The sequence below is a fragment of the Chryseobacterium edaphi genome (assembly GCF_025628985.1).
Lineage (GTDB): Bacteria > Bacteroidota > Bacteroidia > Flavobacteriales > Weeksellaceae > Chryseobacterium > Chryseobacterium edaphi.
On record NZ_JAOTEM010000001.1, the window covers coordinates 647,449 to 661,688 of the forward strand.

Consider the following 14,240-nt stretch of genomic DNA (forward strand, 5'->3'; position numbering starts at 1 on the left):
ATTTGAATCTTTTAATATTATTGATTTCGAATGAGATTTAAATAAAAATTTTCTTTTCCCCAGCCCTAAAGGGAGGAAAACTTCTATTAAAAACGATAATTGATGAACAGACCGAAATCATTCATCAATTATCATCTATCATTTATAAATTATTTCTCGTCAGAATATTCTCCAGTTAATGAATAATATCCGAAGATGGCCAATCCGCCTGTGACAATCGGAACCAATACAAAAAGTATAATGATGCCGAACACAAGGTCTTCCTGTTTTCCTGATGTGATTTTAGGGATGCCCATCACCGTTATTCCAAAATAGGCGACGATCAGGGCGGCTAAAATCCATACAATGCCTAATATTTTTTTTAATCCGTTCATTTTAGTAGATTTAAAATTAATAAATTTTTGAGTGATTATCCCTATTAATCGTGGATATTGTTATTCTTATTTTTCAGATAAATTAATCCGATGACTAAACAGACTGCGGCAACTCCGATCGGATACCAAAGTCCTTCAAGATACCACGTCGTATGTCCTGCATCTTTTCCGGAAGTTACGAGATAAGTAGCTACTGCTGGAAGCAATCCTCCAAAAACCCCATTTCCAATATGATACGGCAACGACATCGATGTATAACGGATTCTCACTGGGAACATTTCAACTAAAAATGCTGCTATCGGACCGTAAACCATCGTCACAAAAATCACCTGAATAAATACAAGGAACACTAAATACCATCTCGTGTCGTCGTTTAACGTAATCGATGTTGAAACTTTTGGCTCTTCCGCTTTTCCGTCTTTCATCACAGGACCGGCGGCTGACCAGTGAACGATGCTGTCTTTTTTAATTAAAGTTCCGTCTGTATAAGTCGTTTCTTTGTGGAATGTCACTAAACTGTCTGATGCAATCGTTTTGTGAATGGCTGCCACTCTTGTTTCTTTAATGCCTTCATTTGCAACTGTTTTCGCTTCAATATTGACGCTTTTGTACATCGCATCATAAATTGGTCTGTAGGCTAAGATTGCAACCAGCATTCCGGTCATCATAATCGCTTTTCGACCAATTTTATCTGAAAGCCAACCAAAAAATACGAAGAACGGTGTTCCCATCAAAAGTGCTGTTGCCATCAGATAATCAACCTGCATCGAATTGATGTTCATTACTTTTTGAAGGAAACTCATCGCATAAAACTGTCCGGTGTACCAGATGACCCCTTGTCCCATCGCAGCTCCGAATAAAGCCAACAATACAAATTTGAAATTGAATTTATTCCCGAAACTTTCTTTTAAAGGATTTTTTGAAGTTTTACCTTCACTCTTAGCCTTTGCAAAAAGCGGAGATTCCTTCATGTTTTTTCTGATGAAATATGAAACTCCAACCATTAAAATCGAAATCCAGAACGGAACTCTCCATCCCCACGAGTCAAAGTCTTCTGCAGAAAGTGTGTTTTTAGTAATTAAAATAACGATCAGTGAAATGAAAAGTCCTGCTGTTGCGGTAGTCTGAATCCAGGAAGTCCAGTAACCTCTTCTGTGTGGCTGCGAATATTCTGCAACATAAGTTGCTGCGCCACCGTATTCTCCACCTAAAGCCAAACCCTGTAAAAGTCTTAAAATTAAAACTAAAACCGGCGCCATAAATCCGATCGTTTCATATCCCGGAATACATCCGATCAGGAAGGTTGAGAATCCCATGATCAATAAAGTCACTAAGAAAGTATATTTTCTCCCGATGATATCTCCCAGTCTTCCGAAAAACAGGGCTCCGAAAGGTCTCACTACAAATCCAGCCGCAAAAGTGGCCAGCGTAGATAAAAATGCTGCAGTAGGATTATCTGCGGGAAAGAATTTGGTCGCCAAAACGACTGCCAGACTTCCGAAAATATAGAAATCATACCATTCTATCAAGGTTCCGAGGGACGATGCGGTAATCACGCTCCAGATGGTGCGGTTTTTCTGCTTATCTGTCATATTCTCGTAAACATCGTGGTGTTGTTCGCTCATATCAATAGATTTTTTTGTTAACAATTAAATTTAAATGGAAGTGGTTTTATAAGTAAATCTGAAGCTGTACAATAAATTCGCCTTTAGATTTAGGGTTTTCTGTCGGACTTGTGTAAACGGGTCTGGTAGAATATTGTGTAGTGATTTTTGCGTGATGACCGTCTAAAAACCAGTTGGCTCCAACATCAAACTGCGACGATGGTTTATCAAACGCTTCAAAATCTTTATACGTATATGCAGCAAAAGGCTGGATTCTGATTTTCGGTTTTTCTGATTGATTTGGAAGTAACAAACCTGCCTGAGCGTAAACCACATTTCCGGTTCCAATCATCGGTTGAAGATTTCCGGGACCAGCTAAAGCTCTTTGTCCGACAAAATTCGGGTCGTTGGCTGCGATGTTCATTGTACCTAAATTTCTCACGTAATTCGGTCCGAAATTATAGTTGAAATATCCTGCGTAGGCCGAAACTGCCATTTTATTTTTCGCTTCTCCCAAAGGAATATCAGCAAAAGCATCTACAGAAAGTAAGGTAATATCGTGTTTTTCGATGTTTGAATTGACTGAAGTTCTCGTTCCTTCCGCCTGATGGTAAAATCCGGCACCCACATTGAAAACTTTTTTGGTTCCCAGATAAGAACCTACTTTGAAAGGAAGAAGATTGGATTCTGTGTCTAAAAACTGATATTCAAAATAACCTGCTTTAGACCAGTTTGGGTTTCCGTTGTTATCAACCGCAACTTCATTTCCTGGAATTAAAGTGTTGGCCGGAACTAAATCTGTTGCGAAAGGTTTGTTTAAACTCATCCGGTATTCAAATTTTCCATATTTACCTTTGGCAAAAAGCCCCATCTGTCTCGCAAACTGATCTGAATTATCAATCAAAGGCCAACTGAAAACCGGAGAATCCAAAGTCAGAAAGTTCAGCGTGGAAGCCATTGTCATACGCGAAAGTCCCATGTAATAATGAAGTCCGCCTCCTAATGTTAAGCTGAATTTTCCTGCTTCACCAGGCATTACGACTGCATATTCATTCCATGCATCGTGAAAGAAAAGCTGAGGTTTTTTACCGTTTCCGTAGCCACCGGTTCCTGTTGTTCCTGTCGCGCCACCGTTGATGAAAGTCTGATTGTTAATCCCGAAATGGGTGAGAATCATGTAGCGCTTCGTGATTTGAGCGTAGGCTAAAATACGTGCCCGTCGGTTTCCTAAATTCCAGGTATTGTCAGTGGGTTCGCCGCCAACCATACTTCCGGGGTTCATTTCGGTGTTCCGGATCCAGAACTGATCCCAGAGAATAAATCTGACATATTTATCTCCTTCAGGATTTAAATTTATTTTTAAACCATTTCCATAATCAGGAGAACCCTGACCGTATACAGAACTGCTTATTAAAGCTAATCCAATAAAACTTAATATTTTCTTCATAAATTATTAATTTTTTGGCTGTTATTTTGTGAAAGCCAAATTGGAATTAATAATTTAGTTATAAAAATTCAGTATATATTAGTGGTGATGATATAGTTGATTAATGATTAATGATGATTGATGGGTCGAAAAATTGAAATACTTAATAAGAATTTTAATTTTAAATATCTGATTTAAAGATTATTTAAAAATTTTATTGATGTTCTTGAAATTTAATTTTAGCAGAAATGTGCTAAAAATATTTGAATTTATTTTTTAAATCTTTCCCATTTAATCAACATATACTTGTCAGCAAATTGAGTGATAATCAGACCGGAATCTTTAATGTTTTCTTCTTTTGAAATATATTCAATCAACTCATTTTGCTTTAAAATTTTATAAACCGGATGGAAATCAGAGTGGGGTGGTCTTGTAATATTATATTTCTTAATCCACGAACTGATGGTTACATGAGAAACACCGATAATCCTTTCTATTTCACGGAAACTTAAACCTTCAAGATATAACTGAAGTGCTTTCGTTACATAATAATCATCAATTTTTTTACCTAATTTTTTTACAGTAAAGTAGTAATTGCAGTCCTTACAGTGGAATCTTTGTTTCTCATTAATGATTCCGCTTTTTACGACTTTTTCACTCTTACATTTCGGACAGATACTTTCCATATATAGTATTTTAGCAAATATATAACAATTTAGCAATATTAAATTTTAACAATAAGATAATTATACCTGTTAATATTAATTAAACAATAAAATTATCTTTTTAATTTGTTTTTTAAAGATAATATGTTTTAAATTTGCCAAAAAATTCAGATAAATAAATGGAAATACAAATTTCCTCATGCGAACATTTAATGTATGTGAGTGAAATACAGCAGGAAATGTATGATTCTGCACAGCGACGGGGAACGGGAATCGCTAAACGTTCCATCGAATATTTAAGTAAAAAAATTTCGGAAGGTAACGCTGTGGTCGCTACTGAAAATGGTGAATGGGTAGGTTTCTGTTATATTGAAACTTGGTCTCACGGTCAGTTTGTAGCCAATTCGGGGCTGATCGTTTCTCCAAAATTCAGGCATGTAGGCATTGCAACTTTAATCAAAGACAGGGTGTTTGCTTTGTCACGAGAAAAATTTCCAAATGCAAAAATATTTGGTTTAACCACAGGTTTGGCAGTGATGAAAATCAACAGTGACTTGGGATATAAACCGGTGATTTATTCTGAATTGACGCAGGATGATGAGTTTTGGAGCGGATGCAAAAGCTGCGTGAATTATGAAATTTTAATGAAAAAAGAACGGAAAAACTGCCTTTGTACAGCAATGCTTTTCGTTCCTGAAAATAGTAAATTAAATGGCGTTGAAAATAATCAACCCGAAAATCAACATAAAAATGAGCAAGAAAGTAATCTTAGCATTTAGCGGAGGTCTCGATACCTCTTACTGTGCCAAATATCTGAGCGAAACACTTGGATATGAAGTATATGCAGTGACTGTAAATACCGGAGGTTTTTCTAAAGAGGAGGAAAAAGAACTGGAGAAAAAAGCCTTTCAACTTGGGGTGAAAGATTACAGGTGCGTTGATGCTCAGGAAGATTATTACAATTCTTGCGTAAAGTATCTGATCTTTGGCAATGTATTGAAAAACAATACCTATCCGTTATCTGTAAGTGCTGAACGTACGATCCAGGCGCAGGAAATTGCGAAATATGCCATTGAAATCGGTGCTGATGCAATTGCTCACGGAAGTACAGGAGCCGGAAATGACCAGGTTCGTTTTGACTTGATTTTTCAGGTGATGTGTCCGAACGTAGAAATTATTACTCCGATTCGTGATTTGTCTCTGTCCCGTGAGGAGGAAATTGAATTTTTGAAAAGCCATGGCTACGAAATGGAATTTGAAAAGGCTCAATATTCCGTCAATAAAGGACTTTGGGGGACTTCAGTCGGCGGAAAAGAAACCCTGACTTCACGAAATTATCTTCCTGAGGAAGCTTTTCCATCTCAAATTAAAGAAACTAAGCCGTCAGAACTGGAAATTGAGTTCAAGAATGGTGAAGTTGTAGCGGTAAATGGAGAAAAATTTGAACATTCAATATATGCGATTCAAAAGATTGAAGAATTAGCTTCTGCGTACGGAATCGGTCGTGATATTCATGTTGGAGATACGATTGTAGGAATTAAAGGAAGGGTAGGATTTGAAGCGGCGGCGGCGTCTGTGATTATAAAAGCGCACCATTTGTTGGAAAAACATACGCTTTCAAAATATCAGCAGATGATGAAATCTCAATTGTCTGATTGGTACGGAAACTGGCTTCACGAGGCACTTTTCTTAGATCCTGTGATGAGAAATATCGAGTCTTTTTTAGTCGATTCTCAAAAAACAGTAAGTGGAAAAGTTTTTGTCACCCTTCATCCATACAGATTTATCTTAAATGGAATTGAGTCTAAGCATGATCTAATGTCCGATAAATTCGGAAGTTATGGTGAAGCAAACAGAGCTTGGACGGGCGAAGATGTGAAAGGTTACACGAAAATTGTAAGCAATTCTTTAAATATTTATCATCAGATTAATTCTGCGTTATAAGGACGAACCCGAAGGGTTCAATACGAATAGCCATAGGTGGAACCTATGGATTATTAAATCAACAAGCAATCAGAACCCGATAGGGTTCAATAATATTTGCGGTCGAAATCCGTGAAAACCAATAAAATGATTAATATCAAAAAGACGACAGGAATTATCGGCGCCAATGGCTACACAGGAAGTGAATTAGTTCGTCTGTTGGCTTTTCATCCCCATGTGACTTTGAATTTTTTATATAGCCGTTCGAATTCGGGACTAAAGATTTCAGATTTGTACCCGGATTTAACGACGGTGTGTGAAATGATTTTAACGGATCAGCCTGAAGAGGTAGATATTTTATTTTTATGTCTTCCGCACAAAGAAAGTCAGAAATGGCTGACTCAAAATAATATAAAAGATGAAACATTAGTGATCGATTTAGGAAATGATTTTCGTTTGGAAGGTAATTTAGGAAACAGAAATTTTATCTACGGTTTACCCGAAATCAACAAAAAACAACTTGTAGGAGCAAAAAATATTGCAAATCCGGGATGTTTTGCAACAGCGATTCAACTGGCCTTGCTTCCCTTAGCTCAAAAAGGATTGTTGAATGAGGTGTACACAACGGGAATTACAGGTTCGACAGGTGCCGGTCAGTCTTTACAGCCTACTACGCATTTTACGTGGAGAAACGATAATATTTCGGCTTATAAAACATTGACACACCAACATGTGGATGAGGTTTTAAAGCAGTTAGTTTCTTTTAATACGAGTGAAATCAGTCTGAATTTTGTTCCGTGGAGAGGGGATTTTGCGAGAGGAATTTTTACGAGTTCCACGTTGAAAACAGATTTAGAACTTTCAGATATCAATCAGTTGTATCAGGATTTTTATGCAGATGCGTCTTTTGTAAAGGTAAGTGAGAAAGCAATTGATTTAAAACAGGTTGTCAATACCAATCGCTGTGTGATTCATATAGAAAAGAGTGGAAATGTTGCAGTCATTCACTCAGCGATTGACAATTTGTTGAAAGGAGCTTCCGGACAGGCAGTTCAAAACATGAATATTGCGATGGGCTGGAAAGAGAATTTGGGATTGAACTTGAAGCCTGTGGCTTTTTAATGTCAATGGTCAATAAGTCAATTGTGAATTTTTAAACCCGAATTAAAACCGACCTAGGAAACGGAGGCGTTAAAAAATTTTAAAGAATTTCCGTCAAAAAATTTCTACTGTTTGAGTGGCGGCCAAAAACATCTTTGAGAAACAAGTTTTGCCTTCCGCCCGAGTTTAGAAATTTTAGGAAATTATTTAAAATTTTAGCTGGGTTTCCAGTCTTGAACTTTTGTTTCTTTTGCTTCAAGGCAAAAGAAAAATTAAAAAAAAAATTTTAGTGATGAATTTGTAAATCATTCATCAAACATCAATTATCATTTATAAATAGGCATGAATTTATTCAACGTATATCCATTATTTAACATCAATCTAATAAAAGCTCAAGGATCATTTCTTTGGGATGATAAAGGACAAAAATATCTTGATTTTTACGGAGGTCACGCGGTAATTTCTATCGGACACAACCATCCACATTATCAAACTCAATTAAAAAACCAGTTAGATAAAATATCTTTCTATTCAAATTCGGTTCAGAATGAATTGCAGACTGAATTGGCTGAAAAATTAGGAAAACTTTCAGGTTTGGAAGATTATAATTTATTTCTGTGTAATTCAGGAGCTGAAGCAAATGAAAATGCTTTAAAACTGGCTTCATTTCACAACGGAAAAAGCAAAGTATTGTATTTCTCAGGTTCATTTCACGGCAGAACCTCGGCGGCAGTTTCTGTGACTGATAATCCTAAAATAGTAGCTCCGGTAAATTATGACGAAAGATTCATAAAATCTGAATGGAATAATGTCGAACTGCTTGAAGCCATTTTTGAAAATCAGGGAAGCGAAATTTCATCTGTAATTATTGAAGGAATCCAGGGAGTTGGCGGAATTATGATTCCAACGGCTGAATTTTTAACTAAAATTAAAGAACTGTGTGAAAAATACAATGCGGTTTTAATTTTAGATGAAGTCCAGTCAGGTTACGGAAGAAGCGGATATTTTTTTGCACATCAGGAAGTCGGAATTGAAGCAGATATTATTACCACAGCAAAAGGAATGGGAAATGGTTTCCCAATCGGCGGTGTTTTAATTCACCCAAAATTTCAGGAAAGCAACGGTTTGCTGGGGACAACTTTTGGCGGAAATCACTTAGCTTGTGTCGCTGCGATTGCGGTTTTGGACGTGATGAAAGATGAGAATCTTATCGAAAACGCTCAAGAAATGGGCGCTTATATTGAAAACGAAATTAAAGATTTTCCACATATTAAAACCATCAGAAGGAAAGGTCTGATGATCGGAATCGAACTCGACAGGGATTGCTCAGAAGTGAGGAACAGCCTGTTGTACAATCATCATATTTTTACAGGAAACTCCAATGATAAGGCTGTGTTGAGGATACTTCCGGCGCTTAACATTAAAAAAGAAGAAACCGATCTATTCATTGGTGCACTGAAAACTGTTTTAGAAAATCTATAATTTTTAATTAACCACAAAGTCACAAAAGCTTTATCATTTTAAGAATCTTTGATGCTTTTTAAAAGGTATTAATGTCTATGAAAATCTTTGATTTTCAACTAATGTGTTCTAAATATTTTCAAAGTTTTAAACTTAAATCTAATGTGACTCATGTGTTTAAATTTATGCCTTTTGTGGTAAAAACAACCAATTCATTATGAAAAAATTCACCTCTGTAAGCGACGTTGAAAACTTACAGGAAATTATAAAAAAAGCTTTACAGATTAAAAAAAATCCTCTTTCGGAAACCGAGAAAGGAAAAGGAAAAACAATCGGACTGGTATTTTTAAATTCAAGTTTGAGAACGCGTTTAAGCAGTCAGATTGCGGCGCAAAATTTAGGCTTAAATGTATTAACGTTAAATGCAGCTCAAGAGGCCTGGAATTTGGAATTCGCAGACGGAGCTGTCATGAACGGTGATACTGTTGAGCACATCAAAGATGCGATTGAAGTATTAAACCAATATTGCGATATTATTGCAGTGCGTTGTTTTGCGGGAATGAAAAGCAAGGAAGATGATGTTAATGAAAGCATTTTAAGTCAGTTCGAACAACATGCAAAAGTTCCGGTTATTTCTCTGGAGTCGGCAACGCGTCACCCTTTGCAAAGTTTGGCAGATTGTATTACGATTACAGAAAACTGGCACTTCGACGATTCGTCAAGCTCACCACAGGCACAGCTCAGTGTAAAATGCAAGCCAAAAGTAGTTTTAACCTGGGCGCCTCACATCAAGCCGATTGCTCATGCGGTAGGAAATTCTTTCGCAGAATGGATGCAGGAAATGGATGTTGAATTGGTAATCGCCAATCCTGAAGGTTATGATTTAGATAAAAACTTCACGAAAGATGTAAAAGTGATTCATGATCAGGAGGAAGCGTTAAAAGATGCAGATTTTATTTATGTGAAAAACTGGTCGTCTTTTGATGATTACGCGGCAATGCCTGAAGTGAAAGAAAACTGGATGCTGACGAACGAAAAATTAGCCAATACCAATCAGGGAAAGGTGATGCACTGTCTTCCGGTCCGTCGTAATGTAGAATTGAGCGATGAAGTAATGGATGGTGAAAATTCTATCATTTACCAACAGGCAAAAAACCGAATTTTCTCTGCACAGGCTGTGTTCTCTGAGATTTTGGATGAATTGAATTCTAAGTAAAATAAAACCTAACGGGTTTTCGAAACCCGTTAGGTTTTAAATCATGTTAATTAATTAAGTTCAATCAAAGTCCCAAGGGACGACTTAATCCAGAATAGGATGCAATCCTATGTAAATGAATTAAATAATGAAAGAAAAACTATACATCATAAAAATTGGCGGAGTATTAATCGATGATGAAGAATTATTGAATGAATTTCTAGAACAGTTCTCTGAAATTAAAGAAAAGAAAATTTTAGTTCATGGCGGCGGAAAATTAGCAACCATATTGGCTGATAAACTGGGTGTTGAACAGAAAATGATCAACGGCCGGAGAATCACAGACAAAGATACCTTGGATATTGTGGCGATGGTGTATGCGGGTGGAATCAATAAAAATATTGTGGCAAAACTTCAGCAGAAAAAATGCAAGGCAATAGGATTTTCAGGCGCTGATGCGAATTTAATTAAAGCCAAAAAAAGAGAACATGCAGAAATAGATTTCGGGTTTGTGGGTGATATTGAGAAGAAAAGCGTGAACAGAAAATTAATCTCAAAATTAATTAAGCTTAAACTTGTTCCGGTGTTTTCAGCAATCACACACGATAGAAAAGGTAATCTTTTCAATACCAATGCAGATACGATTGCTTCGGTAATTGCTCAGGCTTTATCTTCCAAATATGATGTTGAATTATTGTATTGCTTTGATAAATCAGGGGTTTTGGAAGATGTCGAAAATCCTGAATCTGTTATAAAAAATATTTCTGAAGGTGAATTTTCTGTTTTAAAAAATGAAGGGAAATTACACAAAGGAATTTTACCAAAATTAGAAAATGCTCTTGGAGCCGTACAAAATAATGTAAGTAAGGTGTTCTTAATTAAAGAAACTGAACTAAAAAACCATATAGAAAACAAGCATGCAGGAACTGAAATCTGTTTATAGTAAAGAAGAATTACTGAATAACGCAGTGGATTTGTTGAAAAAACTGATTGAAATTCCGTCATTCAGCAAAGATGAATATAATACGTCGGTGGAGATTGAAAGCTTTTTTAAAAAGAACAATATTTCTACTAAACGTTTTAAAAACAATATTTGGGCGGTAAATAAAAATTTCGACGTTTTCAAGCCGTCAATTTTGCTGAATACCCATCACGACACGGTAAAACCAAATAAAGCTTACACTTTGGATCCGTTTTTAGCAGTTGAAAAAGATGGGAAACTGTTTGGATTGGGAAGTAATGATGCAGGAGCTTCTTTGGTATCAATGGCTCAGGTTTTTCTGCATTTTTTTGATAAAGAATATTTAAAATATAATTTAGTGATTGCTTTAACTGCGGAGGAGGAGATTTCGGGATTTGACGGAATAGAGGCTTTATTTCCCCAACTACCAAATATCGAGCTTGCCATTGTGGGAGAACCAACGCAGATGAATCTGGCCATTGCGGAAAAAGGATTGTTGGTTATTGACGGAGAAATGAAAGGCACTCCTTCTCACGCCGCTCATCCGAACGATGATAACTCGATTGTGAAATGTATGGAAGATGTACAGCAGATTTTAAATTTCAGATTTTCAAAAGTTTCAGATTATTTGGGTGAAGTTAAAGTGACTTTGTCGGGAATTCATGCGGGAGCTCAACATAATGTAGTCCCGGAATCGTGTAAATTCACATTAGATGTGAGAGTTACTGATGAATATTCTAATCAGGAAGCGTTTGCAATCATCCAGTCACAGATGAAATCAACTTTAACGGCAAGATCTTTCAGGCTAAATTCTTCAAAAATCGAAAAGGATCATCCATTTGTGAAGGCAGGTTTGGAAATCGGGAGAACAACTTACGGTTCACCAACATCATCCGACCAGGCAATTATTCCGTGTACATCGGTGAAGCTCGGTCCTGGTGACAGCAGGCGCTCTCATACTGCAGATGAATTTATTTTTATCGAAGAAATTGCGGAGGGAATTGAGATTTATATTAAGATACTTGAAAAAGTTTTATAGACTGGAAGCTGGAAGAGGGAAGATTGAAAATGAAGTCTGCAAATAACGACTTAGGAAACGGAGGCGTTAAGAAATTTTATATTATTTCCGTTAAAAAATTTCCACTGTCTGAGTGGCGGCAAAAAATAAGCTAATTATTTCAAATAATACTTCCCGCCCGAGTTTTGGAAATTTTAGGAAATAATTTAAAATTTTAGCCGGAGTTTCCAAGTCTTGTCCCGAAGCTTCGGGATTGTTTCTTTTGTTTGACTACGTCGAATCTTCGATTTCAAGACAAAAGAAAATTAATGTTTTAAAGAAAAAAGTTATGAAAAAAATATGGCAAAAAGACGATAATGCAACTAACATATTAGTCAATAAATTTACAGTTGGGAAAGATCTTGATTTCGATGAACGTTTAGCAAAATACGACGTTAAGGGTTCGATGGCGCACTGTAAAATGCTGGCAGAAGTTGGAATTGTTTCCAATGAGGAATCAGTGCAGATGTTATCTGTATTGAAAGAAGTTTTAAAAGAAATCGAAAACGGAACTTTTGAAATTGATAAAAATGCGGAAGATATACATTCGCAGATTGAATCTATTTTAATTGAAAAATTAGGAGACACAGGAAAGAAAATTCACACCGCACGTTCTAGAAATGATCAGGTTTTATTGGATATAAAACTGTATTTACTGGATGAAATCCGTGAGATCACAACATTGACGGATGAATTCTTTCAAATATTAATCAAATTGGCAGACCAGCATAAAAATGTTTTGCTTCCCGGATATACGCATTTACAGATTGCAATGCCTTCATCTTTTGGATTATGGTTTGGAGCTTATGCAGAAGCGTTGTTGGATGATTTGGAAATGCTTTTCTCGGTTAAAAATATCATTAATAAAAATCCATTAGGATCGGCGGCAGGTTATGGCTCATCTTTCCCGATTGACCGTGAGAGTACGACATATAATTTAGGTTTTCAATCGATGAATTATAACTCAGTATATGCTCAAATGACACGCGGAAAGTCAGAGAAAATATTGTCGATGGCAATGGCAACTTTGGCAGGAACGTTGGGGAAATTCGCGTATGATGTTTGCCTGTACTTAAGTCAGAATTTTGATTTTATAAGTTTTCCAAAAGAATTTACGACAGGAAGCAGCATTATGCCGCACAAGAAAAATCCGGATATTTTTGAGTTGGTTCGTGCGCGTTGCAACAGAATTCAGTCATTGCCGAATGAATTTATATTATTGACGAATAATCTTTCGTCGGGTTATCACAGAGATATGCAACTGACAAAGGAAATTCTTTTCCCTGCAATCGATTCTTTGAAAGAATGTCTCGAAATTTTAAGCTATACGTTACCTAATATTCAGGTGAAAGATGGAATTCTGGAAGATGAAAAGTACAAATATCTTTTCAGCGTAGAGAAAATCAATGAAGAAGTAAAAAGCGGAAGTTCATTCCGTGATGCTTATGTTAAAGTAGGGCAGGAGATTGAAAATAACGAGTTTGATTTTGAAATAAAAAAATTAAATCATACTCATCAGGGAAGTATCGGAAATTTGTGTTTGGATAAAATTGAATATCAGTTTAATAAGTTGAAAGGTAAGTTGTTAGGGTAAAAGAGGTATTATCTGTAAAAAGAATTATAAATTGTCGTTATAATTTTTTTCATCTTTCACAGTATAGCCACTATGATTTGTTTTCTTTAGTACTTCAAAAAAATTACTTTGGTCAGTAGGAATTCCATTAACAATCATATAATCAATTAAATCAGGATAATTAAATAAATTAGGATTTACATGAAAGTTATTTGTGCTTTTATCAATAAAGCCTAAAATATCTTGTGGAAACAATGCTCCTTTTACTGATATTTCGTTTTGCTTAATGTAGATATTTTTGATGATTATGGGTAAATCTCTTTTTGATAGAATGTTATCAATTTTTCTTTTAATGGGGAGTGTTTTCCATGAAACAAAAATGATATCTTTTGAGTCAGTAAATTTTTTTGCTACATCTTCTGAAAGGGTCGTAGATATAAAGAATGTATTGTAATGGAAGCCAATATAACCAACTCTATGTAAGAAAATCAGGTAATAATCTCTAACCATTAATTTTTCCTCAATAGATAGAGTTTGTATTTTTGATAGAAAATCTTTTTTTAGTTCTTTATCTTTAAAATAATTTGTAAAAGTAAAGTTTGCTCGTTTAAAATTAATTATTTCAGTGTTTTTTGATTTATTTATTATATTATTTAATTTGTCAAATATGTAACTGAAAAACTTATCACTAATATCTTTTATCGAAAACGTACTTTATTACTAATTTTAGCAGAAAATTCCTGTTGATAAATTCGACCTTTTTCTCCAATTTGAAATGTGAAGTAATTTAATTTTACAATAAAATCATCATAACCTTTAATATCTAATTTTTTGCTGATATTACATCTGCTCTCACCTCTAAATAACAGCTTTGTATTTGTCTTACGAGTAATTGAAAAC

Annotated in this window: 13 protein-coding genes; 8 read left to right on the forward strand and 5 right to left on the reverse strand. The window is 35.5% G+C overall.

Going from position 1 to position 14,240, the window contains the following annotated elements; genetic code table 11:
* Positions 1-149: 149 nt before the first annotated feature.
* The 4 genes from NZ698_RS03035 to NZ698_RS03050 all read right to left on the reverse strand — a co-directional run bounded on the left by NZ698_RS03035 (position 150) and on the right by NZ698_RS03050 (position 4,090).
* Positions 150-374, reverse strand: a complete 225-nt coding sequence (locus NZ698_RS03035; protein WP_056080148.1) for a DUF6814 family protein — start codon at positions 372-374, stop codon at positions 150-152.
* 44 nt (positions 375-418) lie between these two features.
* Positions 419-1,999, reverse strand: coding sequence for an MFS transporter (locus NZ698_RS03040; protein ID WP_263001622.1), 1,581 nt, complete (start codon positions 1,997-1,999; stop codon positions 419-421).
* A 46-nt stretch (positions 2,000-2,045) separates the two neighbouring features.
* Entirely contained in the window at positions 2,046-3,425 is a 1,380-nt protein-coding gene (locus tag NZ698_RS03045; protein ID WP_263001623.1) for a porin, read from the reverse strand.
* Between the two features lie 248 nt (positions 3,426-3,673).
* Complete coding sequence (locus tag NZ698_RS03050; RefSeq protein ID WP_047442937.1) at positions 3,674-4,090, reverse strand: IS1/IS1595 family N-terminal zinc-binding domain-containing protein; 417 nt, start codon at positions 4,088-4,090, stop codon at positions 3,674-3,676.
* A gap of 158 nt (positions 4,091-4,248) precedes the next feature.
* Between NZ698_RS03050 and NZ698_RS03055 the strand changes: the two genes are divergently transcribed.
* The 8 genes from NZ698_RS03055 to argH all read left to right on the forward strand — a co-directional run bounded on the left by NZ698_RS03055 (position 4,249) and on the right by argH (position 13,361).
* Positions 4,249-4,848 carry a GNAT family N-acetyltransferase gene (locus NZ698_RS03055; protein WP_263001624.1) on the forward strand — a complete coding sequence of 200 codons (600 nt, stop codon included), beginning with the start codon at positions 4,249-4,251 and terminating at the stop codon, positions 4,846-4,848.
* A complete protein-coding gene (gene argG / locus NZ698_RS03060; RefSeq protein WP_263001625.1) occupies positions 4,820-6,013 on the forward strand; it encodes an argininosuccinate synthase in 1,194 nt (397 codons plus the stop codon). The genes NZ698_RS03055 and argG overlap by 29 nt, the downstream gene beginning before the upstream one ends.
* Positions 6,014-6,139: 126 nt before the next feature.
* Positions 6,140-7,114, forward strand: coding sequence for an N-acetyl-gamma-glutamyl-phosphate reductase (gene argC / locus NZ698_RS03065; RefSeq protein ID WP_263001626.1), 975 nt, complete (start codon positions 6,140-6,142; stop codon positions 7,112-7,114).
* Positions 7,115-7,435: 321 nt separating this feature from the next.
* Positions 7,436-8,575: an aspartate aminotransferase family protein gene (locus NZ698_RS03070; protein WP_263001627.1), complete on the forward strand. Its 1,140-nt coding sequence runs from the start codon at positions 7,436-7,438 to the stop codon at positions 8,573-8,575.
* A 196-nt stretch (positions 8,576-8,771) separates the two neighbouring features.
* Positions 8,772-9,770, forward strand: coding sequence for a Rossmann-fold NAD(P)-binding domain-containing protein (locus NZ698_RS03075; RefSeq protein ID WP_263001628.1), 999 nt, complete (start codon positions 8,772-8,774; stop codon positions 9,768-9,770).
* Positions 9,771-9,897: 127 nt separating this feature from the next.
* A complete protein-coding gene (argB, locus tag NZ698_RS03080) occupies positions 9,898-10,692 on the forward strand; it encodes an acetylglutamate kinase (protein ID WP_263001629.1) in 795 nt (264 codons plus the stop codon).
* A complete protein-coding gene (locus tag NZ698_RS03085; protein ID WP_263001630.1) occupies positions 10,667-11,749 on the forward strand; it encodes a M20 family metallo-hydrolase in 1,083 nt (360 codons plus the stop codon). Before argB ends, NZ698_RS03085 begins: the two co-directional genes overlap by 26 nt.
* Positions 11,750-12,056: 307 nt before the next feature.
* Entirely contained in the window at positions 12,057-13,361 is a 1,305-nt protein-coding gene (gene argH, locus NZ698_RS03090; protein WP_263001631.1) for an argininosuccinate lyase, read from the forward strand.
* A 24-nt stretch (positions 13,362-13,385) separates the two neighbouring features.
* Here argH and NZ698_RS03095 read toward each other — a convergent pair whose 3' ends face one another.
* Positions 13,386-13,850 (reverse strand): hypothetical protein, encoded by a 465-nt coding sequence (locus tag NZ698_RS03095; protein WP_263001632.1) that lies wholly within the window; start codon positions 13,848-13,850, stop codon positions 13,386-13,388.
* Positions 13,851-14,240 lie beyond the last annotated feature (390 nt).

Excerpts from the sequence above, each read along its gene's own strand:
- NZ698_RS03035 (WP_056080148.1), bottom strand. The coding sequence starts at position 374 with ATGAACGGATTAAAAAAAATATTAGGCATTGTATGGATTTTAGCCGCC.
- NZ698_RS03040 (WP_263001622.1), bottom strand. The coding sequence starts at position 1,999 with ATGAGCGAACAACACCACGATGTTTACGAGAATATGACAGATAAGCAG.
- NZ698_RS03045 (WP_263001623.1), bottom strand. The coding sequence starts at position 3,425 with ATGAAGAAAATATTAAGTTTTATTGGATTAGCTTTAATAAGCAGTTCT.
- NZ698_RS03050 (WP_047442937.1), bottom strand. The coding sequence starts at position 4,090 with ATGGAAAGTATCTGTCCGAAATGTAAGAGTGAAAAAGTCGTAAAAAGC.
- NZ698_RS03055 (WP_263001624.1), top strand. The coding sequence starts at position 4,249 with ATGGAAATACAAATTTCCTCATGCGAACATTTAATGTATGTGAGTGAA.
- argG (WP_263001625.1), top strand. The coding sequence starts at position 4,820 with ATGAGCAAGAAAGTAATCTTAGCATTTAGCGGAGGTCTCGATACCTCT.
- argC (WP_263001626.1), top strand. The coding sequence starts at position 6,140 with ATGATTAATATCAAAAAGACGACAGGAATTATCGGCGCCAATGGCTAC.
- NZ698_RS03070 (WP_263001627.1), top strand. The coding sequence starts at position 7,436 with ATGAATTTATTCAACGTATATCCATTATTTAACATCAATCTAATAAAA.
- NZ698_RS03075 (WP_263001628.1), top strand. The coding sequence starts at position 8,772 with ATGAAAAAATTCACCTCTGTAAGCGACGTTGAAAACTTACAGGAAATT.
- argB (WP_263001629.1), top strand. The coding sequence starts at position 9,898 with ATGAAAGAAAAACTATACATCATAAAAATTGGCGGAGTATTAATCGAT.
- NZ698_RS03085 (WP_263001630.1), top strand. The coding sequence starts at position 10,667 with ATGCAGGAACTGAAATCTGTTTATAGTAAAGAAGAATTACTGAATAAC.
- argH (WP_263001631.1), top strand. The coding sequence starts at position 12,057 with ATGAAAAAAATATGGCAAAAAGACGATAATGCAACTAACATATTAGTC.
- NZ698_RS03095 (WP_263001632.1), bottom strand. The coding sequence starts at position 13,850 with ATGGTTAGAGATTATTACCTGATTTTCTTACATAGAGTTGGTTATATT.